Annotated in this window: 17 protein-coding genes; 7 read left to right on the top strand and 10 right to left on the bottom strand. The window is 38.9% G+C overall.

Annotated elements, in window-relative coordinates; all coding sequences use genetic code 11:
* The 5 genes from DNJ75_RS11205 to DNJ75_RS11225 form a co-directional block, all read left to right on the top strand.
* Positions 1-192, top strand: a 192-nt coding sequence (locus tag DNJ75_RS11205) for a hypothetical protein (protein WP_157968314.1), incomplete at its 5' end; no start/stop codon positions are given.
* A 327-nt stretch (positions 193-519) separates the two neighbouring features.
* Positions 520-3030 (top strand): phosphoenolpyruvate--protein phosphotransferase, encoded by a 2511-nt coding sequence (ptsP, locus tag DNJ75_RS11210; protein WP_117003549.1) that lies wholly within the window; start codon positions 520-522, stop codon positions 3028-3030.
* Entirely contained in the window at positions 3030-4772 is a 1743-nt protein-coding gene (gene nagE / locus DNJ75_RS11215; protein WP_117003550.1) for an N-acetylglucosamine-specific PTS transporter subunit IIBC, read from the top strand. Before ptsP ends, nagE begins: the two co-directional genes overlap by 1 nt.
* Before the next feature lie 194 nt (positions 4773-4966).
* A complete protein-coding gene (locus DNJ75_RS11220) occupies positions 4967-5263 on the top strand; it encodes an ArsR/SmtB family transcription factor (protein ID WP_224742356.1) in 297 nt (98 codons plus the stop codon).
* Between the two features lie 62 nt (positions 5264-5325).
* A complete protein-coding gene (locus tag DNJ75_RS11225; protein WP_117003551.1) occupies positions 5326-5850 on the top strand; it encodes a rhodanese-like domain-containing protein in 525 nt (174 codons plus the stop codon).
* On the opposite strand, the gene DNJ75_RS11230 is transcribed toward DNJ75_RS11225, so the two are convergent.
* The 9 genes from DNJ75_RS11230 to DNJ75_RS11270 all read right to left on the bottom strand — a co-directional run bounded on the left by DNJ75_RS11230 (position 5847) and on the right by DNJ75_RS11270 (position 15981).
* Positions 5847-7499, bottom strand: a complete 1653-nt coding sequence (locus DNJ75_RS11230) for an NAD+ synthase (protein ID WP_117003552.1) — start codon at positions 7497-7499, stop codon at positions 5847-5849. The genes DNJ75_RS11225 and DNJ75_RS11230 overlap by 4 nt on opposite strands.
* 18 nt (positions 7500-7517) lie before the next feature.
* Positions 7518-8297 carry an ABC transporter permease gene (locus DNJ75_RS11235; RefSeq protein ID WP_117003553.1) on the bottom strand — a complete coding sequence of 260 codons (780 nt, stop codon included), beginning with the start codon at positions 8295-8297 and terminating at the stop codon, positions 7518-7520.
* Positions 8298-8306: 9 nt separating this feature from the next.
* Positions 8307-9233, bottom strand: a complete 927-nt coding sequence (locus DNJ75_RS11240) for an ABC transporter ATP-binding protein (protein WP_117003554.1) — start codon at positions 9231-9233, stop codon at positions 8307-8309.
* 88 nt (positions 9234-9321) lie between these two features.
* Positions 9322-10671: an MFS transporter gene (locus tag DNJ75_RS11245; RefSeq protein WP_117003555.1), complete on the bottom strand. Its 1350-nt coding sequence runs from the start codon at positions 10669-10671 to the stop codon at positions 9322-9324.
* A gap of 18 nt (positions 10672-10689) precedes the next feature.
* Positions 10690-11709, bottom strand: a complete 1020-nt coding sequence (locus tag DNJ75_RS11250; RefSeq protein ID WP_170137227.1) for an inorganic phosphate transporter — start codon at positions 11707-11709, stop codon at positions 10690-10692.
* Positions 11709-12356, bottom strand: a complete 648-nt coding sequence (locus DNJ75_RS11255; protein ID WP_117003557.1) for a DUF47 domain-containing protein — start codon at positions 12354-12356, stop codon at positions 11709-11711. Before DNJ75_RS11255 ends, DNJ75_RS11250 begins: the two co-directional genes overlap by 1 nt.
* Before the next feature lie 460 nt (positions 12357-12816).
* On the bottom strand, positions 12817-14262 hold the full coding sequence (mpl, locus tag DNJ75_RS11260; RefSeq protein WP_117003558.1) for a UDP-N-acetylmuramate:L-alanyl-gamma-D-glutamyl-meso-diaminopimelate ligase: 1446 nt from the start codon (positions 14260-14262) through the stop codon (positions 12817-12819).
* A gap of 182 nt (positions 14263-14444) precedes the next feature.
* Positions 14445-15134 carry a 5'-methylthioadenosine/adenosylhomocysteine nucleosidase gene (locus DNJ75_RS11265; RefSeq protein WP_117003572.1) on the bottom strand — a complete coding sequence of 230 codons (690 nt, stop codon included), beginning with the start codon at positions 15132-15134 and terminating at the stop codon, positions 14445-14447.
* An 85-nt stretch (positions 15135-15219) separates the two neighbouring features.
* Positions 15220-15981 carry a metallophosphoesterase family protein gene (locus DNJ75_RS11270; protein WP_117003559.1) on the bottom strand — a complete coding sequence of 254 codons (762 nt, stop codon included), beginning with the start codon at positions 15979-15981 and terminating at the stop codon, positions 15220-15222.
* A gap of 290 nt (positions 15982-16271) precedes the next feature.
* On the opposite strand from DNJ75_RS11270, the gene DNJ75_RS11275 reads away from it, so the two are divergent.
* Together DNJ75_RS11275 and DNJ75_RS11280 are read left to right on the top strand one after the other, a co-directional pair.
* Positions 16272-17516: an MFS transporter gene (locus tag DNJ75_RS11275; RefSeq protein ID WP_117003573.1), complete on the top strand. Its 1245-nt coding sequence runs from the start codon at positions 16272-16274 to the stop codon at positions 17514-17516.
* A gap of 5 nt (positions 17517-17521) precedes the next feature.
* Entirely contained in the window at positions 17522-19708 is a 2187-nt protein-coding gene (locus DNJ75_RS11280) for a primosomal protein N' (RefSeq protein ID WP_117003560.1), read from the top strand.
* A 60-nt stretch (positions 19709-19768) separates the two neighbouring features.
* Here DNJ75_RS11280 and pckA read toward each other — a convergent pair whose 3' ends face one another.
* A complete protein-coding gene (gene pckA, locus DNJ75_RS11285; protein WP_117003561.1) occupies positions 19769-21388 on the bottom strand; it encodes a phosphoenolpyruvate carboxykinase (ATP) in 1620 nt (539 codons plus the stop codon).
* Positions 21389-21422: the final 34 nt, after the last annotated feature.

Here is a 21422-nt window from a genome sequence, read left to right on the forward strand (position 1 = left end):
GTCATGCATCTTCCAAGTGATGCAGTCAATGAGCTAACACATAATGGCACTAAGCCGCAATACACCTTTTCTGCGGCACGAAAGTTGTTGATAAAGCGTCAGAATAAACTCAGGGTTTGTCAAAATGGTGAATCTGAGCTAAAAAATCATAGAAATTCATGGATTCAAATGATTATTGGGCTTGCCGCTTAACAAAACTTGGGAAAGTTCAGTTGAAAATAAACTACATAGGATGTATTTTATAGCTACTTTTGATTTGGCTAAACATTATAAATGTTAGTAATTAAAGTTACGCGCTTTAGAAAAAACTATAATTTTATAAACACCCCGTCAGCCTACGGCTGCCACCCCTCTTGCAAAGAGGGGAATTAGGCAAGAGTTATTTTGTATTCCCCTCTTTGCAAGAGGGGTGCCGAACTTGCGAGGCGGGGTGTTGAGGTAGAAAAAGTGCGTAATTCCAGTTAGTACAAAGCCAAGTAACATTACGGGGTATAAAACAATGATAGTGAGGGACAGACAATGGGGTTAACATTATACGCGCCTGTTAATGGGTTTATTGTTGAATTAGATCAAGTGCCAGATCCAGTATTTGCACAGAAAATGGTTGGTAATGGCTTTGCAATTGAGCCTTTGGATCAAAATATCTACTCGCCAGTAACAGGCATTGTTAAAAATATTGCGAAAACAAAACATGCCATCACTATTGCTACTGAGTCAGGTTACGATGTCCTTATACACTTGGGTCTTGAAAGTGTCACACTTAATGGTGAAGGAATTGATGTACATGTATCACTCAACGATCAGGTGGATATCAACACGCTACTACTTAGCTTTGATCTAAGCACTATAAGTAAAAAAATTAAATCCTTAATTACACCGGTGATTATCACTGATTATCAAGAAGATGATCTTTTATTGAAGGTAAAAGGAAGATGCTCGGCTCAAACACCAATCATTAGCTTAGATAGCACAGTGCATAATGATAGCAATAAACCAGTATTAAAAACGCAAGATCAGATTTTCGTGACGCGTAGTATCATTATCAACAACCCACATGGTCTGCATGCTCGTCCTGCGGCATTATTAGCGCATACCTTAAAATCATTTGATGCTACTGCGATAATATATAAAAACGATAGTAGCGCTGATGTTAAAAGCCTTGTCGCCTTGATGGGACTAAATATACAACTCAATGACAAAATCACACTGACTGTCAGCGGTGAAGATGCGGAGAAAGCAGCTTGCGCATTAGAAGAGGCACTCGTTAACTTTGTCGATGATCACATAGCCGAAGCACAACCCACAAAATCTGAACTTAATCAGACTAAAGTTAACGGTAATCAATACCTAGGTATCTCTGCTGCCAAAGGGATTGTTATTGGTGAGTTGCGGCGGATTAATGAAGAAAGCTTTAACTATGCCGATGAGGCAAATGTACCAGAAGCACAAGAGCTCGAGCGCTTTACATTAGCCAAAGAAAAGCATGAAAAGCAACTATCAGCACAAATGACTACTCATGCACATGATAAGACAAAGCATGCGATGCTTGGTGCGCATATAGCGCTTTTAAATGATGCGAATATTAATAGCAGTGTAATTAAGTTTCTAGCTCAAGGCAAAACAGCTGAATATGCATGGGATCATGCAATTTTAGAATCAATCACCATTTTAGAGAAGACTCAAAACACCCTGCTGCAAGAACGTGTTGCCGACTTAAAAGATATTCGTAAACAGGTCCTATATATACTAACCAATGGCACACCAACTAAAACACACTATAGCAAGCCCACCATTCTTATCGCAGATGAGTTTACCTTATCGGATATTTTAGAGGCGGATCAAAATGTCGTAGGCTTTATCTCAACTAAAGGCGGACGCACCTCTCATGTTGCGATTATTGCCAATAACAATAATCTGCCTTTGTTAATCCAAGTGGATAGCAGTTTATTTAACCACTGTGCTCAATACGTTATCTTAAATGCAACGGATGGTTATGCCCTTATTAATCCTGACTTTGATACGATGACGCAATACCAAGCTAAAATTGCTACTTTGAATGATGCTTTGGCACTAATGCGCGCTAAGGCAACAGAACCTGCTAAGACAAAAGATGATCATACGATCCATTGTTATATGAATATCAAATCAGCTGAAGGATGTCTTAATTTCGCGCAATCAGGTGCTGAAGGCGTTGGACTCTTTAGAAGCGAATTTATTTTTTATGATCGCTTATCCGCGCCAACTGAAGATGAACAACTTAGCATTTATAATGAAGTATTAGATGCAACTAATGACACACCTATTATCATTCGCACTTTAGATGCAGGTGGTGACAAACAAATTGATTATTTAAATATGCCACATGAAATGAATCCCTTTTTAGGTGTTCGCGGCATCCGCTTATGTTTGAAGCACCCTGAGATTCTACGCACACAATTGCGCGCAATCATTCGCACACAAAATGCAAATGCGCATATTATGCTGCCAATGATTACAAATATTGCTGAGTTTCGTCAGGTCAAAGCCATCTATGAAGAAGAACGTCTGAAACTTGGTATTAGCATAAAACAGCCCTTAGGCATTATGGTAGAAGTGCCAAGTGTCATCTTTCAAGCAGAATTGTTTGCCAAAGAAGTTGATTTTATGTCGATTGGCACCAATGATTTGACACAATATCTTTTAGCAATGGATCGTGAGCATGATGCGCTTGCCGCTGAGATTGATCATTTACATCCTGCGGTTATTCATGCCATTAATAAGGTCAATATTGCCGCACAAAAACACAATACTAAGCTCTCCATTTGTGGCTTAATGGCTGCAGATCAAGAAGCACTTGCGATACTCATTGGCTTAGGCATTAAGCATTTATCAATGCGCAGCAATATGTTAGCTGAGAATAAAGCGTTGATTCGTCGACTTAAGCTCACTGATTGCCAACAGTTAGCACAACAAGCTTTAACGCTTGAATCAGCCGAAGCCGTGAGAATACTTGTACGTCAACAAATTAGTTTTAATGAGGGAGGAAACTAATGGCTAAGAAATTTAACTTTCAAAATTTGCAACAACTTGGTCGCGCATTAATGCTGCCAATTGCAGTATTACCGGTTGCTGGTATTTTACTGCGATTTGGACAACCTGACCTACTCAACATCAAAGCCATTGCCGATGCTGGTAATGCTATCTTTGCCAACTTACCACTTCTTTTTGCTGTGGGTGTAGCCTTGGGCTTTGCTAAGAAAAACCATGGTGCCGCTGCCCTTGCCGCTGTCGTTGGCTTCTTTATCATGAATAGCGTGATTAACACAATTGATGCTGGCGTTAATACCGGTGTACTTGGGGGTATTGTCATCGGTATTGTTGCCGGAATGCTCTATAACCGCTTTTATGAAATCAAACTACCCGAATACCTCGCATTTTTTGGTGGTAAACGTTTTGTGCCGATTATTACGGGACTGACTGCGGTATTGCTTGGCTTTTTATTTGGCTATATCTGGCCACCGATTCAAGAAGGTATTAATGCCTTTGGTAATTGGTTAATTGGTTCAGGTTCGATAGGTTTGTTTTTATATGGTGTTTTTAACCGTATTTTATTGATGTTTGGTTTACACCATATCTTAAATAACCTCGTGTGGTTTCAATTTGGTTCATTTCATGGTACTGCTGGGGTTGTTCATGGTGATATTGCACGCTTTATGGCAGGTGATCCAACAGCGGGTGCATTTATGGCAGGCTTCTTCCCAATCATGATGTTTGGCTTGCCTGCAGCTTGCTTTGCGATGTATCGCCATGCCCATAGCCATAAGCAAAAGGCTGTTGCTGGTATGCTGTTTTCTATCGCCTTAACTGCCTTTTTAACTGGGGTGACTGAACCGATTGAATATAGCTTTATGTTTTTGGCACCCGTTTTATATCTGATACATGCTTTACTTACTGGTATTTCAATGGTTGTAATGTATGTACTAGGTGTCAAACTTGGCTTTACCTTTTCAGCAGGACTCATTGACTATGTGCTTTTCTTTAAAATGGATACACATCCGTGGTTATTGCTACCTGTAGGTGCTGTAACAGCTGTTGTTTATTACTTCTTATTTAGTTTCTTCATTAAGAAGTTTAACCTGTTAACTATTGGTCGCGAAGTTGATGAAGTGGTTGAAGAAGATGAAAGTGAAGCATCTCAGTTAACCGATTCACGTGCACTTAACTTTATTGGTGCTTTAGGTGGCAAAAACAACTTAGATAATATCGACGCATGTACAACACGCTTACGCTTACAAGTCAAAGACAGTAGTAATATCAATCAAGCATTGCTTAAAAAGCTTGGAGCACTAGGCATCGTTGTGCCTGATAGCAAAACTGTCCAAGTGATCTTAGGACCTGAGGCAGATCTTATTGCAGGTGAGATGAATGAAGCGTTACCACATTCCGCTGATATCCCATTTATTAATACAGCTGCAGATAAAGTAGGCAACCATACTGAAACAACTAAAACAACTGAAAAAACCGTAAAAACAGTGAGCGCAGAAGCTAAATGCTATGACATCGATGCTATTGTTAGCGCACTGGGTGGCAATGATAATATTGTCAATGTCAGCATGTGTTCATTAACACGACTTGATATTGAACTTAAAACGGCTGATAAGGTAAATTCAAGCAAATTATTTGCTCTTGGCATTGATGGCTGTATTACGTTGGATAAACACTTAGTACAGCTACTGGTAATGCAATCTCCTGAGACACTGTTAACTGAACTAACTGCCATTTCTAGTCATTAAACTGAATTTTCTAAAAGCTTATATTGCTTAGCATCCTTTTAATATCAAGCTTTTAAATGCTTTCACACAAAATAAAATTTCCAAGTAGCCTACATATGCCGTTAATCCACATCTAAAAACAGCTCAAATATATTATTTAAATCTAATATAGAATATGCTAATATAATTAAATCTTAATTTACTAGGTCAATAGCATGACTGATTTAAATGTAATGCATGAGAATGCACAAAAAGCAGCTAATTTGCTAAAAGCTATTTCACATGAATCAAGACTAATGATTCTATGCCTTTTGACACAAAGAGAACTTTCTGTTAGTGAGCTTGCAGAATATTCAAACCTAAGCCAATCTGCATTTTCACAACATTTATCTGTATTGCGCAAAGAAAAGCTTGTTACTACAAGAAAAGAATCGCAAACAGTTTATTATCAGCTTAAAGATCCAAATGTTAAAAAGATTATTGATACACTTTATGAAATTTACTGTAAATAAAAAAATTTAGCATAAACATTAGAGTATTCTAATTTAGAACAATCTACAGAAAGGAGAAACAAATGAACCATTGTCAAAACATCTCAATCAATGAATATAATGACCTTTGCCAGAATCAACGTGTTAAATTAATTGATATCAGAACACCTGATGAATATACAAAAGAACATATAAAAGGTGCTATAAACAAAAACTTAAATGAGTTGAACTCTCATGTTTTTTCAGAAGATGAGGTTGTTGTATTTCATTGCCAATCTGGTAATAGAACGCTTCAAGCAGAAAGTTTTTTTGCAAAGCTCCCCCTTAAAAAAGTATATATCCTGAAAGGAGGAATCAATGCATGGAAAAAAGCAAATCTGCAAACCGTTATTAATGCTAAAGCACCTTTTCCGATTATGCGTCAAGTGCAAATCACTGTTGGTTTTATGGTGATACTAGGTATTGTTCTTTCTTATACCGTTTCGCCCTGGTTTAATATCTTAAGCGCCTTTTTTGGTGCAGGATTATTATTTGCAGGACTATCTGGCACTTGTGCGCTTGCAAACGTATTAATGTTTCTACCGTTTAACAAAACAAAAATCACTTAACATGACTTATTAAACTTCGCTGTGGTTGGCATACGTCGACCCATACCAAATGGGCGGCGTTGAATAAATAAAATCTGTGGCGCTTGCTTGCGTTTAAACTCCGCTAACTCTACCAAACGATAAATTCTTTTTTGCTCGTTTAAATCTATTTCAGCAACAATGCTCTCTAGTCGCTTTATTTCATCATCTGCCAATAAATCACGCTCTAGATATAGCTTAAGCATCGCATCAAGATGATCATAATCCGGCAAGCTATCAGAATCCTTCTGCCCTTCGGATAATTCAGCCGATGGTGCTTTATCAATAATGCTTTGCGGGATCAGCTCACCATATGCTTGATTAATATAATTTGATAAAGCATAAACATCATTCTTATATAAATCACCAATGCAATTTAGTGCACCACACATATCACCATAAAGTGTCGCATAGCCCACGGCAAGCTCACTCTTGTTACCCGTTGTCAGCATTAAAAATCCTGTGTCATTGGAGTACTCCATGACAATACGCCCACGAATACGCGCCTGCATATTCTCTTTGGTCAATTTTTTAGGTTCAGTTCCAAATGCTTTGGCAAAATTCGCACAGGTGAGTAAAAACTCCTCTTTAATTTCACGTGTGAAAAGTTCAATTCCCAAATTCCGGCACAATTCAACGGAATCGCTTACCGAGCCTTCAGAGGAATACACAGAAGGCATCGTAATCGCTTTAACATTGTCTTTACCTAAACTCAAAGTAGCAATCGCTAAGGTCAATGCACTATCAATGCCACCGGATGAACCAACAACCACACCCTTAAACCCACATTTGTGGACATAATCTTTTAATCCACATATCAGCTGTTGCAAAACAAATGCTTGCGGATTGTCTTGATATGGCGCTTTAAGTATTGCTTGCGGTAAGCGTCCAAGATCAATGCTAAAGCTCCCCTCTTTAAAGCTATCCGCTAATGCAATAAGCTCTGAGTTGGCGTTGCACACGAAGCTGGCACCATCGTATATCAGCTCATCATAACCACCAACTTGTGAGCTATAGATCACAGGCGCTTTAATTTTTCTGGTGATATTTTTCGCAATCTGTAACCGCTGCTCAAACTTACCAAACATCGAAGGAGAAGCATTTAACACAATCAATGCATCAAGGTTTTGCGGTAAATCATCGATAGGATTTATTAAATAGCCTTGATGGTTGTCATACCAGATGTCTTCACAGATCAAAATAGCTAAATGCTGACCTTTAAACTTAAATCTTAGCTTTTTATTTTGTCCGGCAATAAAATGCCTTGTCTCATCAAAAACCCCATAGCTTGGAATAAGCTGTTTGTGATAACAGTGAATAATCTCACCTTCGGCAATGACAAGTGCACTGTTATGAAACTTTTTAAGTCCTGCTATCGCTGTTGTCGCACCGATTACTACCGCTGTATCTAGCGTTTTTGTAAGCTTTTTAATCTTATCAATTATCTGATTTTGCCTATTGATTACTTCATCATAAGTCAATAAATCATAGGGATAATAACCGCTGATACAAAGCTCAGAAAACACGATTAAATCTGCTATTTTGTGCTCATGCATTGCGCACGATATTTTTTCAAAATTATGCGTGAAATCAGCAATGGTGTAATTTAATTGAACGACTGAAATTTTCATCTATTTCCTTTCATTTCCTTAAGATTTTAAGCGAATACCACGCGATAGCAAATACCATGCCAAGCTATAAAGAATAGCGATTAATAGCACGATGGCAACTAAAGCAACCACTGGGTTGACAGATGAATAACCGATAAATGCATAACGCACAAAATCAACAATATAGAATAAAGGATTATATTGCGCGATATGTTGCCAAAAAGGAGGTAATGCACTCAAACCATAAAACACGCCACCAAGATAAATCAATGGTGTTAGCACAAAGGTAGGGAAAATAGTTGTGTCATCAAAGCTTTGCGAGAAAATACCATTTAACAGTCCGCCTAGTGAAAACAAAGTACCGCATAAAATAAATGATAATAGGATTAGCAGTAATCCACTAAAGCCAATTGAAATCCCTCCAAATAATCCAGCAACAATCGTCACCATCACCCCAACAAAAAAGCCACGTGCAACACCACCTGAGACATAGCCCAGAATAATTAAATGATTGGTTGCCGGAGACACCAAAAGCTCTTGAATCGAGTGATTAAAGCGCGCACCATAAAACGAGCCCACGACATTTGCATATGAGTTATTAATAACTGCCATAATTACAAGACCAGGTGTAATAAAGTGCATATAACCAAAACCATCCATCGTACCAACGCGCGCACCAACCACTTTCCCAAAAATGAGGAAATACAAACTGATGGTAATCGCTGAAGGTAAAAGGGTTTGCGGCCAAATGCGTAGCACACGCACCACTTCTTTTCTTAATATTGTGTAATAAATAATCCAGTATTCTTTAAATGTCATCTTCCCCACCTATGCCTTATTTCTTGCGACATCAATAAACAGTTTTTCCAGTTTATTTGTTTTTGTCTTAACACTTAATACGTCAATATTCTGCTGACTTAAATCAGCAAATAATTGATTCAATGTCACACTCTTATCGACCTCAATTTCTAAGGTGTTTGAATCAACTAACTGGCATTGCCCGTATTCACATTGCATTTGTGATGGTGTTATTGGCTCTTTCAAATCAAAAATATACGTCTCTTTCTCCACTGATCTTAACAGTGTCTTCATGTCTGAACTCGTGTGCAATTTACCCTGATGAATCAACGCAATGCGATTACACATGCTCTCAGCTTCTTCAAGATAATGTGTGGTTAGGATAATCGTTAATCCCTCTTTATTTAACGCGCGCATTTGCTCCCATAGTGATTGACGTAGCTCAACATCAACCCCTGCCGTTGGCTCATCCAAGATCAGCACCTTGGGTTTATGGATAAGCGCACGCGCCACCATCAAGCGACGCTTCATACCACCAGATAAAAAACGTACTTGCTCATCCTTTTTATCCCACAACGCCATATCTCTTAACAGCTTTTCAGCATAAGGTTTGGTTGCCTCTCGATTAAGCCCGAAGTAGCCTGCCTGTGTTAACAGGATTTGCATCGGTGTTTCAAAGATATTTAAGTTTACCTCTTGTGGCATAACCCCTAGATGCTTGCGTGCCATAAAGGGCGATTTCAGCGTATCATAGCCGCAAACTTCAATGCTGCCGCTGGTTTTATTGACAAGCGCTGAAATCATCCCCAATGTAGTTGATTTACCCGCACCATTGGGCCCTAATAAGGCAAAGAAATCCCCCGGATACACGTCAAAACTGACATCTTTTACCGCATGAAAGCCACCTTTGTATATCTTATTGACATTAACCAAAGACAGCGCTTTTGTATAACTCATCGTAAACTCAATTATTTATATTGCTTATTATTAGATAGTTCAGCATTGTAACAGACAATTTGTGACTGACTAGAGATACGTGCTTTTATTATAAAACTGATTTCAATGTAACTTCATCAAATATTTTTTTATCAACTTTAAGGTAGGCTGCCCCCTCATCTAAACAGACCATTGCCTCCTCAACACCTGGCAAATTCAGAATGCTTTGTTGTAGCGCCTTAGCATCCATATGCTTAGCTTTATTAAGGCTATATAGTTTAGAGCTTAATTGTTTTGGTTTTTGCATCGTTATAGCGATCACAATCCACAATACACCTAACAAACCATTAAAAATAAAAATACCCTGTATACCAAAGTGGTGCATGATCACTCCACCTAATACGCCACCAAAAAATATGCCAAAGAACTGCGCACTGGAGTAAACCCCCATTGCCGTTCCTTTACTGCTAATTGGTGCCATTTTTGAGATCAGTGACGGCAAAGCCGCTTCAAGCAAAGTAAAGCTTGCAAAGTACAATACTAATAAAAGACTCATCACAATGACATGATGATCAAATTCATACAGTAAAAACTGCATTGCCGTAAGAATAATGATCGCACCAACAAAAACAGGCTTCATCAAGTTTTTAGTCTCAGCAATAATGATAAATGGCACCATAAGGAAAAATGAGATAAATAGCACAGGCAGATAGATAATCCACTGCTTATCGACACTCACGCCAATATAGTCAATTAAAATAACCGGAATAGCGAGAAACAATGCCGTTAACATCGCATGCAAGCTAAAGATACCATAGTTTAAACGCAATAATTCAGGCTTTTTCAATACACTCTTGATTTGACTAGGTGTCGTTTCAGATCCTTTATGAAAAATAATTTTCGTTGGTGTTGGCACACCATAAATTAAGATAACAATACCAATAGCACCTAAGATGGCTGTCAACCAAAAGATACCTGACAAACCAATCCATGTATTTAAGATAGGACCTAGCACCATTGCCCCAATAAACGATAAACCAATGGTCATACCAATCACTGACATCGCTTTCATACGATTTTCTTCTTTGGTCGTATCGGCAACTAAAGCGGTCAATGTACTACCTATGGCACCTGCTCCTTGCAAAGCACGACCAATGATAATGCCATAAATCGTATGTGACATCGCCGCGACAATGCTACCAATAATAAATACTACAAGACCAAATACTATAACGGGCTTTCGTCCATATTTATCGGATAGCACACCCAAAACGATCTGTAATAATGCTTGCGTTAAGCCGTAAATACCCAATACCACACCGATTAATGTTGGCGTTGCGTCAATAATCTTATCAGCATAAAGACTAAAAATAGGCAAAATAATAAAAAGACCCAGCATTCTAAATGCATAAATACTGGCAATACTTAAAGTGGATTTCTTTTCTGATTTTAACAACATAGTTAAACCTCAATACGACTAGATATTAACGGATATCCCCAAATCTCCAAAAAGTGCAAAAAGTAGTTTGTAGGCAACAAAGCTCATGATCATGCAACACGGTAAGGTTAAAATCCAAGCCGTTGCCATCGTACGTACGACACGCCAGTTAACACCACCGCTTTCTGGATAGCCCGCTCCCATAATTGAGCCGGAAGCAGCTTGCGTGGTACTTACTGGCAAGCCTAAATGTGAGGCACCTAGGATCAATAAGCCTGAGCTCATCTCAGCGGCAAAACCGTTCGCTGGTCCAATTTTGGCAACACGTGTGGTTAATGTCTTAATAATGCGCATGCCACCGGATAACGTGCCAAGTGCCATGGTTAATGCGCACAAGCAAATCACCCATACAGGAATGTGCGAAACCGTTGTAAGCACACCAAAGCTAAATAATGCCAAGGTAATAATCGACATGGTTTTTTGTGCATCGTTTGAACCATGACTTAACGCTAATAGGCTACTAGAGATCACTTGCATCTCACGAATACGCGCATTTGATTTACGTGGTGTTTTACGTTTGCTTAGGATTCTAAATAGAATAACCACTAAGATAAGTGCTAAGAAAAATGCCAAAATGGGTGACAGTATCATCGGCACAATAATTTTACCAACCAAAATACCATAATGAATGGTATGCACATTACTTGCAGCAATGGCTGCACCAACTAGCGATCCAATGAGCGCATGCGATGAGCTAGATGGAATACCAAAATACCATGTAAACAGGTTCCAGCTAATTGCAGCGAACAATGCAGCAATTAACACTAAATGTGTTACGACATTGGCATCAACAAGACCTTTACTGATCGTTGTCGCTACTGCTGTACCGATAAAAGCACCGACAAAATTAAAAATTGCGGCAATGATAATCGCTTGATAAGGGGATAATGACTTTGATGCAATCGGTGTTGCTACAACATTGGCAACATCATGAAAACCATTAATGAATTCAAAAAAAAGTGCAATGATGATAATACTAACAAGAACTATCATCATAATTAGATTTCCTTGACGTAAATACGCATCACCGAATCACATAAAGTAGCACTGGTGTCAACCGCTGATTCTACAGCCTTGAATACTTCCTTTAGTTTAATCGTTGTCAATGTATCGTAATCTGCCTTTTTGATCTGATCAATCGCATCACCCAAGTCTTCAACGACATTCTCATCAAGTTCTGTCGCGCGTTGTGATGCAAGCTTAAGCTTTTGACCATCTTTATTTTTAAAGGCAATCAATAAGTCACACAAGGATTTTGTAATCTCTTGCAAGGTGACTACACTACGAATCAGGCAATCATCGACTTTGCTGTCAATCGCATAAATTTGCATTTTTTTGTTGATCTTAATAATGCGTTTAGTCAACTTAAGCATAATTCCCGATAAATGAAAAATATCACCGCGATCAATTGGAGTAATAAACTGCTCATTCAACTCAACAATGATTTTCTTGTTGATGTCTACCGCATTTTGACGTTGTTGACGCAATTTAGCCATTAACTCAGTTGCTTTGTAAGCATTTTCTTCATTAACAATATCAACCAGAAGTGACGCTGAGAAATGCACATTTTGTGCTGCCTCAACAAATAGATCAAAAAAAACTTCCCCGCGTGACGGAATCAACGACTTGATAATTTTTCGCAACATAAGCGCATTTTTCTTAAAACCTTTCAGGTATCGCCATAATAATCGTATTGACGTAAAACACAACCTTAAACTTTATTTTTTGCAAGATCTTCCACACGCATATGTTACGCCATTTTGCGACGCATAATTAAAAATAAGATCAACATCAATAATGAAAAGCAAAAAACCCAAGCACCATAAAGGCTTGCCGTCTGATCAAGAAAATTTCCAGCTATAAAGCTAGCCTCACAAATTTTTTAACGCGCATTTTGCGCTGCTTCACAAACTCGCTACGCTCAAACATGTTGCGCAGTAATCCTTTTCAATGCGCTAAAATTTGCAATGGCATACTCGCTTTGCCCATTTAAGTTTTGCGTCAAGCTAAAATGGAGCAGATTTTTGTATGTTTGAGTACGGAGTACGAGTTTGCAAAAATCCCATTTTACTGACGTCAACAAAACTTACAGGGCGAGCTTTTTGGTTACTTTTTTGCGGGAAAAAAGTAACTGCCTAAAGCAACGTTAGTTGCGGGCAAGATTTCATCACGACTGAAATTACGCACTTTTTCTGTCTCAATACCCCGCCTCGCAAGTGCACCTAACTGTTGATGCAACCCATCAAAAGCACCATTACTCATAATGACGTAATGTGTAAAACGCTCGGGTTGTGATTGCTTGAAATGCTCAACAATATTGGCAACCTGATCAAATACCAGAAAGTTATCTTTGGCATACGATGCCGCTTGCCACTGCATCACACTGTTTTGGTAAAAACATACCTCATCAGCAATATGAAGCGCATTAATTAATGCTGATTCTTGCGCGCCCATTTTCATCGTGTTTGAGCGTGGCTCTAAAATTGCGACAACTCTTTCCTTCTCTCCAGCACGTGCTTTAATGGCTCTGAGTGTTTGTGCTACTGCCGTTGGGTGATGCGCAAAATCATCATAAATGGCATAGTGATCGTTTTGTGCAATGCATTCAAGGCGGCGCTTGACTCCTTTGAAGTTTTTAAAGCTCTCTGTCACTTTATCCAATGAAACACCGAGTGTTTTTAAAATCGCATACGCTGATAGCGCATTTTTGGCATTATGCTCACCTAATAGCGCCCAGTTAATCTTAAGTGTTCTATTATGATCTATGATCTCAAACTGGCTATAGTCTTGAAGTAAAGGCTTAATATCAAGTCCATGCTCAGCTTGCAGCGGGCAACGTTCAGACCAACAGCCCATCGCTAATAGCTTATCAATATGTGCATCCGGCTTAGGATAGATAACCGTGGACTTTCCAGGTAACAGCCGCATGAGATGGTGAAACTGGCGATAAATATCCTCGATCGAGTTAAAAATATCGGCATGATCAAACTCAAGGTTATTAATGACTAATATGTCTGGATGGTAATGCATAAACTTCGAGCGCTTATCAAAAAATGCCGTATCATATTCATCGGCTTCAATCACAAAGTACTCCGAATCCGTTAAGCGTGATGATACGCCAAAGTCCTGAGTAATCCCACCAACCAGAAAGCTTGGATTTAATCCCGCATCATCCATCAATTTAATCACCATTGAGGTGGTGGTGGTTTTGCCATGTGTACCGGCAATAGCAATGACCTTTTTATCTTTGAGAATTTCTTGATAAAGCCACTCGGGTCCCGAAAAATACTCAAGCTCGCTATTTAATAAATATTCAACAATTGGCATGCCACGGCGCATCGTATTACCAACAATCACCTGATCCGGTTTAAATGATTCAATATCATACTCATAACCGGATATAAGCTCTATACCTTGAGATTCAAGATAGCTGCTCATCGGTGGGTAAACATTTTGATCACTGCCTGTGACCTTATAACCTTTTTCACGCGCTAGTAACGCTAAAGCACCCATAAACGTGCCACAAATACCTAATATATGAATGTGTTTCATGCCAAAAGAAACCTTGTTTAACTATTTACTTTCTAAAACCATATCTTTATAAGTGCCTATGCAAATATTATCGGGTATTTTTGGATTCTCGGATCAAGTCCGAGAATGACCACGCATCGTCATATTCGGGCTTGACCCGAATATCCATTGTTACCAAAAAACTATTGTTTAGGTACTTAACCTTATAACAACCTTACCAACGATAAGATAAGTGTGGCTGATTGCTTGGCTGCTTTCTCAACAAACTGTGGGAAATCATCCACTGCTTGACCATCTGCTGTATCTGAGATAGCGCGCAATATCACGCAAGGGATATTAAGCTCATGACACACTAAGTTAACACTGGCTCCTTCCATCTCAATCGCCTGCGCATTGAAGTGCTTTACGATCATCTCTTTCACTTCTTTGCTATGGATAAACTGATCCCCCGTTGCAATAACACCTTCTTTTAAGGCAATACCATGCGTATTTGCTGCTTCCTTTAACTTTGATGTTAAGCGCTGACAAGTTTCGATAAACACTTTGCTTCCTGGAATTTCGCCCTTTTGGCGACCAAATGCGGTGATATCAATATCATGTTGTACTGTTTGTGTGGCAACAACGATATCCCCAACTTGCACATCTGCTGAGCCGCCTCCTGCGACACCAGAGAATAGCAAAACTTCCGCGCCAAAATGCTCAATCATCACGGTTGCGGTCAAGGTTGAAAATACCTTACCGATTTTGCTATAGGCGATAACTAGCTCATGCCCATGATAGTGGCCTAGATAATAGGTATTATTGGCATATTCCTTGGTGTCATAAGTGTCTAATTCAGCAAGAATTGGCGTAATTTCTTCGGGCATTGCCCCCATAATTGCGATTTTCATTATTATTTTTGATTTTTCTTGGTCATGATCAATGGCAGATACTATACGCAAAACATTATTGGTTGACCATCAATAACTGAGCTTATAACTAGAACTTAGCATCATAATCAAATGCCGGATGCTTTGATAAATCTATCACACGATGTGGTGATGGCTTGCCTTGTTTACCCGTGGATGTCCCACCGTCATAAACACGTGGGATCCCCCATTTACCACTCCACACTAAACCATCGTGATTATGACCAAACAAAAGCATATCAATCTTATGTGCTTTAAGTATTTTACCTAAATCATCTGAGTCTTTTAAATGATGAAATGGACGGGGAGAAAAGGGATGGTGATGCAGATAAACCACGCGATATTCTGCATTTTTAACATCTTCATCATGGCTTAAATAATTATCTAAGCGTTGCAACTGCGCCTCACCCAACTGCCCCTCGGCAAATAATCGATCATACCAATGAAGCTCTTCTGCCATTGAGTCTAATCCCAGAAAGGCAATATTATCGATAATCGTTTTAATTGGATATTGCACATCAATACTGCCATAAAAAGCTTGTTTAAATGCTGGCACATAACCACTGTAGCCAATCGATCCTGTGCCGTAATCATGATTACCCGGAATCACGAGCACATGAAACCCCGCGCGCTTTAAGCGATTGATCTGTGCTAAGGCCTCATCATAAGCACCATCCTTTGTTGCATCCTCGACAATGTCACCAGTAATGACAATAATATAATCACCCGCCTTTTCCTTGGTAAAAATAATGCGTGTAACTAAATCACGCATAACTGAAGATAGGTTTTCATAACCTAAATGGGTATCAGTTAAGTGAATAATCCGTTTCATTGCTTATCCTTTTATCTGTTGGTTATAACTTTAATTTGTAAGCATCTAAGCAATGGTTTATTGGTAGTCATGGATATTTGGGTCAAGCCCGAATATAACGGTTAGCGGTCATTCTCGGACTTGATCCGAGAATCCAAAAAAAACACCTAATAATATTTGCATAGCTACTTAAGATACGACTTCAGTATAGTCAAAACTTTCGACATAAAAGAAAATTTATCTCTAGTCTTGCCAAAATTTCATTGATAGAATCAGGCAACCCCGATGTGAATATGGACAGATCAATCAATATGCTTAATAAAAATCAACGTAAAATTCTATGGTTATCAAGCTTAGGTGGCATGCTTGAGTTTTATGATTTCATCATCTACGCACTACTTGCTGGCTATATATCGCAACTTTTCTTTCCGACGCATTCAGCAATCAACTCACTTTTAATTGCCTTTAGTGCTTATGCTGTTGGTTATTTTGCGCGTCCATTTGGCGGCATTATTTTTGGTCATTTTGGTGATAAATATGGGCGCAAGAAAACCTTTACCATTTCAATTTTGGTAATGGCGCTATCAACATTTATCATTGGTATTTTGCCAACCTATCAAAGCGTTGGCATGTTAGCGCCTATTTTATTGGTGATCTGTCGCATTGCCCAAGGCTTCTCTGTCGGTGGTGAAATTCCAGGCGCCATTACCTATGTCAGCGAATCAGCACCGGATAAAAAAGCCTTTATGACGGGTTTTGTCTTTTGTTTTTTAATTATTGGCGTTGCCATTGGTTTTATTGTTGAAGCACTTTTATTGCAATTTTTTAGCCATGAGCAGATGCTTATGCATGTTTGGCGTGTGCCCTTTATTTTGGGTGGCATTTTTGGCTTTATTGCTTATTACCTACGTAAACAATTGATGGATATTGAGGACTTTCAACCCTTTATCCAAAAAGAATACGCTTTACCAATTACCAAAGTCTTGCACACCCATGGCTGGAACTTAGTCTATACCACCATCATTGTCTCATTCGGTGCATTATGCTTTGTGACCTTATTTTTATTACTTCCAGCGTATTTTGGCACTATTCTTAACTTGCATTTGAAAAATTTTGTGTGGATTAATAGCTTGGGCGTTATTATTCTGTCAGTTTTATGTATCATCGTTGGTTTTTTTGCCGATAAAATCAATAGACAAGTGATTCTATTATTAACCACTATCATCACAATAATTGCCAGCTTTTTTATCTATCACATCTACATACAAAACCAAGATATTTACTTTGTTGCGATTGTCATCAGTGCAATTGTTTGCGCGTTATGCTGGGGCAATATCCCCGCAATGCTTATTGATGCTTTCAAACAAGATGTACGTTATAGCGGCATTGGTTTTGCATATAATTTAGGTTTTGCTGTTTTTGGTGGTTTAACACCTACGATTGTTATTGCTGCCATTAAAGCCAGTGGCAACTTAATGGCACCTGCTTATGTCTTGGCTATTGGTGCCCTTATTACCCTTATTGCTATGCTGATTAATCGTATGATCAAAAAATAATATTTATGGCTATTGTTCGCGTTCTCGTACATGGTCCCTTTACGGATGGGCTTGATTATCTTTACTCTGTGTCAACACCACCAATACCTTTCACTCGTGTTATTGTCCCACTTGGCACACGTAAGGTGATTGGTGTCATCAGTGAGATCAACCCTAAAGTCAGCTTACCCAAAGATAAACTTAAATCCATTGTTAAAGTACTTGATCAAAAGCCGCTGCTATCAACACCAGCGATTGATCTGATTAAATGGCTTGCTCATTACTATCAGTGCACGTTGTATCAAAGCCTACGATTATCGCTACCAAAGCACTATTTGCAAAAAGAACAACCCGAATGCGCCAAACAAATTATTTATACCTTAAATAATACTGATCGTAATGATTTTAAACCTGCTAAAAATGCACATAAACAACATAAAGCGCTAGCCTTATTGCGTGAACATGGCAGTGTTTCGCATGATACCTTTATCAGTCATGAGATAACATTGACAACCATAAAGTCACTCATCAACAAAAATATCATCACACAATCAAAGCATAGGCTATTTCCAACAACTCACGCCACAACAGCAATAACACCGCGCACATTGACTAACGCACAGCAAAGCGCTGTTGATGCGATTTGTCAGCATCTTCACCATTTTAAAACCTTTTTGCTTTTTGGTGTCACGGGAAGTGGTAAAACAGAGGTGTATATTGAAGCGATTAAACCCGTGATTCAAAGTGGCAAACAAGTATTAGTTTTAGTGCCTGAGATCAACCTTACACCCCAAACGTTGATGCGCTTTGAGCAGAACTTTAATGAACCTATTGCAGCTATTCATTCGCAACTGACTGATCAGGCACGCTTTGAGCTGTTTGTTAAAGTCCAAAATGCTGAGATCAATATTATTATCGCAACACGCTCAGGTCTTTTATTTGACACGCCAAATCTTGGCATGATTATCGTTGATGAAGAGCATGACGCCTCTTATAAGCAACAAAACATTCCTACCTATCACGCGCGCGATATTGCGATTGTCAAAGCGCAAAAATATAATATTCCGATTATCCTAGGTAGTGGCACGCCCTCTTTAGAAAGTTATTATCATGCGTCAAATGGCAAGTATCATTTATTAACCTTAAAAAATCGTGCATTGAATCAAATTAGCAATCAAGTACATATTATTAACTTGCAAAAAAGTAAAACACAAGCGGGCTTGAGTCCAATATTGATTGATAAAATCAAACAGACGATTGCCAACAATGAACAAGTCCTATTATTTATTAATCGTCGCGGTTTTGCTCATAGCTTAATCTGTCAAGATTGCGGTTGGTGTGCTAACTGCAACCAATGCGAGAAACCATATACCTTACACACCAAGCCTCAGCATCTGGCATGCCACTTTTGTGGCAAAGCACGTGAGATTATTCTGCAATGCCCTAATTGCCAATCACATAACTTATCAGACATTGGACAAGGTACTGAGAAACTAGAAGATGAATTAACTGCACTCTTACCAAATGCCCATATCGCGCGCTTAGATCGCAGTTCAACACAAAAAAAAGGCGCACTTGAAGATGTGCTTAATGACATTAAATCACAACATATTGATATCATCGTTGGCACACAGATGATTGCTAAAGGGCATGACTTTCAAAATGTTAGCCTTGTCGGTATTATCAATGCTGATGCAGGCTTTTACAGTCAAGATTTTCATGCTGTTGAGAGAACCGCGCAATTGATTATTCAAGTCGCCGGCAGAACGGGACGAGGCAGTAAACCAGGGGATGTTTACATTCAAACCTATCAACCAGATAATCCTATATTACAATTAATTCTACAGACCGATTATAAAAAATTCTTAGAGCATAGCCTTGAAACACGCAAGCTTCTTAGCTACCCGCCTTTTTCCTATCAGGCATATATTTACGCCCAAGCAAGTAAGACACAGACCTGCACGCATGCCTTGCAACAACTAAATCATGCACTTGTAAACTGTAATGAACAAAAAAAATTACACTGTCAAATCTCGCATGTGCTACCTGCAATTAATATCAAACAAGCAGGACATTATCGCTTTATGTTGATGTTGACAGCGGGTACACGCAAACAGCTTAAGCAACTGTTAAATGCGGTTAGTAATGATATTAAGCTTGCGCGTAAGAAAGTAAAAATTACAATCGATATCGACCCAATAGATATTAAATAAAACCCCGCGGGCGTGAGCCCGTGGGGTTTTATTCTACTTGTCCCTGATTTAAGCTATAAATTAAACCAAGGCGTCAGACTTTGGGCCGTATTGCTCATACTTTTTGCCTAAGTCATTATTAGTAAACTTCTTGAAGTTATTGACAAACATCTCAGCAAGCTTCTGATATTGAGCATCATAGGCAGCTTTATCTGTCCACGTATTGCGTGGATTTAAAATATTACTGTCAACATCATGCAAAGCTTGCGGAATCTCAAAACCAAACATTTCATCTTTGCGTAATGGCGCATGATCAATCGAACCATCAAGTACCGCATCAATGATTGCACGTGTATCTTTGATTGAAATGCGATGCCCTTTACCATAGCCACCACCCGTCCAGCCGGTATTAACCAAATAAGCACTGGCACCATGTTCAAACATTTTCTTACCTAAAATTTCAGCATATTTTGTTGGGTGAAGTAATAAAAATGGTTGACCAAAGCATGATGAAAATACGGCTGTTGGCTCTTTAACACCTAGCTCAGTACCGGCAACTTTTGCCGTGTAACCGGATAAGAACTGATACATTGCCTGCTCAATCGATAGCTTTGATACAGGCGGTAGCACACCATAAGCATCACAGGTTAAGAAAATGATCTTAGTTGGGTGCCCTGCCTTAGATACAGGCTTAACAATATTATCAATATGGTAAATAGGATAAGAAACGCGTGTATTCTCAGTTTTTACATTTGATGCGAAATCAATGCTTTTATCATCGTTTAAAACCACATTCTCAAGTAATGCATCACGGCGAATCGCATGATAAATATCTGGCTCATTTTCTTTAGATAGGTTAATGGTTTTAGCATAGCACCCTCCTTCTAAGTTGAAGATGCCATCATGATCCCAACCATGCTCATCATCACCGATAAGTTCACGCTTTGGATCAGCAGACAATGTTGTTTTGCCTGTACCTGATAGGCCAAAGAATAGTGCTGAGTCACCTTTCTTACCGACATTTGCAGAACAATGGAAAGAGCCGATTTCTTGCAATGGTAAAAAGTAATTCATCATCGAGAAAATACCCTTTTTGATCTCACCACCATACCATGTACCACCGATTAAAGTCATACGCTCAGCGATATTAAATGCCACAAAAGTTTCTGAGTTTAAACCCCATTTTTGATAATCTTCACATTTCGTTTTGCACGCATTTAAAATGGTCCAATCTGGGGTGAAATTTTTAAGCTCATCTGCTGTTGGGCGAATAAACATATTTTTAAAGAAATGCGCCATCCATGCAACCTCAGTCACCAAACGCACAGATAATCGTGTTTCAGGGTTAGCACCACAAAAACCATCCATAACATACAGTTTTTTATCATTAAGCTGTGTCGTTGACAATATTTTTAAATGCTGCCAGCTTTCAAGAGACAATGGCTTATTGTCTGAGCCATCTTTTGCCCACCAAACATTTTTCTTGGCTTCAGCCGTTTCAACGATAAATTTATCTTTTGGTGAACGCCCTGTATATTTACCCGTATCTACAGCAACAGCACCAGTAGCTGTTTCAACCCCTTTTTCATACCCTTGAGCAGTTGCTGACGTTTCGTGATCATACAAGCCTTCATAAGAAATATTGTGAAATATTTCTTTTGTTTCATTAATTCCGCATTTTTTCAACTGATCAAGTAGCATTTTTGTAAATTCTCCATTGTTTTGTGCATAAATA

The organism is Cysteiniphilum litorale (genome assembly GCF_003428165.1).
Lineage (GTDB): Bacteria > Pseudomonadota > Gammaproteobacteria > Francisellales > Francisellaceae > Caedibacter > Caedibacter litoralis.

What these genes read in the sequence shown, in the direction of transcription:
- ptsP (WP_117003549.1), top strand. Translation starts at nt 520, where the DNA reads ATGGGGTTAACATTATACGCGCCTGTTAATGGGTTTATTGTTGAATTA.
- nagE (WP_117003550.1), top strand. Translation starts at nt 3,030, where the DNA reads ATGGCTAAGAAATTTAACTTTCAAAATTTGCAACAACTTGGTCGCGCA.
- DNJ75_RS11220 (WP_224742356.1), top strand. Translation starts at nt 4,967, where the DNA reads ATGACTGATTTAAATGTAATGCATGAGAATGCACAAAAAGCAGCTAAT.
- DNJ75_RS11225 (WP_117003551.1), top strand. Translation starts at nt 5,326, where the DNA reads ATGAACCATTGTCAAAACATCTCAATCAATGAATATAATGACCTTTGC.
- DNJ75_RS11230 (WP_117003552.1), bottom strand. Translation starts at nt 7,499, where the DNA reads ATGAAAATTTCAGTCGTTCAATTAAATTACACCATTGCTGATTTCACG.
- DNJ75_RS11235 (WP_117003553.1), bottom strand. Translation starts at nt 8,297, where the DNA reads ATGACATTTAAAGAATACTGGATTATTTATTACACAATATTAAGAAAA.
- DNJ75_RS11240 (WP_117003554.1), bottom strand. Translation starts at nt 9,233, where the DNA reads ATGAGTTATACAAAAGCGCTGTCTTTGGTTAATGTCAATAAGATATAC.
- DNJ75_RS11245 (WP_117003555.1), bottom strand. Translation starts at nt 10,671, where the DNA reads ATGTTGTTAAAATCAGAAAAGAAATCCACTTTAAGTATTGCCAGTATT.
- DNJ75_RS11255 (WP_117003557.1), bottom strand. Translation starts at nt 12,356, where the DNA reads ATGTTGCGAAAAATTATCAAGTCGTTGATTCCGTCACGCGGGGAAGTT.
- mpl (WP_117003558.1), bottom strand. Translation starts at nt 14,262, where the DNA reads ATGAAACACATTCATATATTAGGTATTTGTGGCACGTTTATGGGTGCT.
- DNJ75_RS11270 (WP_117003559.1), bottom strand. Translation starts at nt 15,981, where the DNA reads ATGAAACGGATTATTCACTTAACTGATACCCATTTAGGTTATGAAAAC.
- DNJ75_RS11275 (WP_117003573.1), top strand. Translation starts at nt 16,272, where the DNA reads ATGCTTAATAAAAATCAACGTAAAATTCTATGGTTATCAAGCTTAGGT.
- DNJ75_RS11280 (WP_117003560.1), top strand. Translation starts at nt 17,522, where the DNA reads ATGGCTATTGTTCGCGTTCTCGTACATGGTCCCTTTACGGATGGGCTT.
- pckA (WP_117003561.1), bottom strand. Translation starts at nt 21,388, where the DNA reads ATGCTACTTGATCAGTTGAAAAAATGCGGAATTAATGAAACAAAAGAA.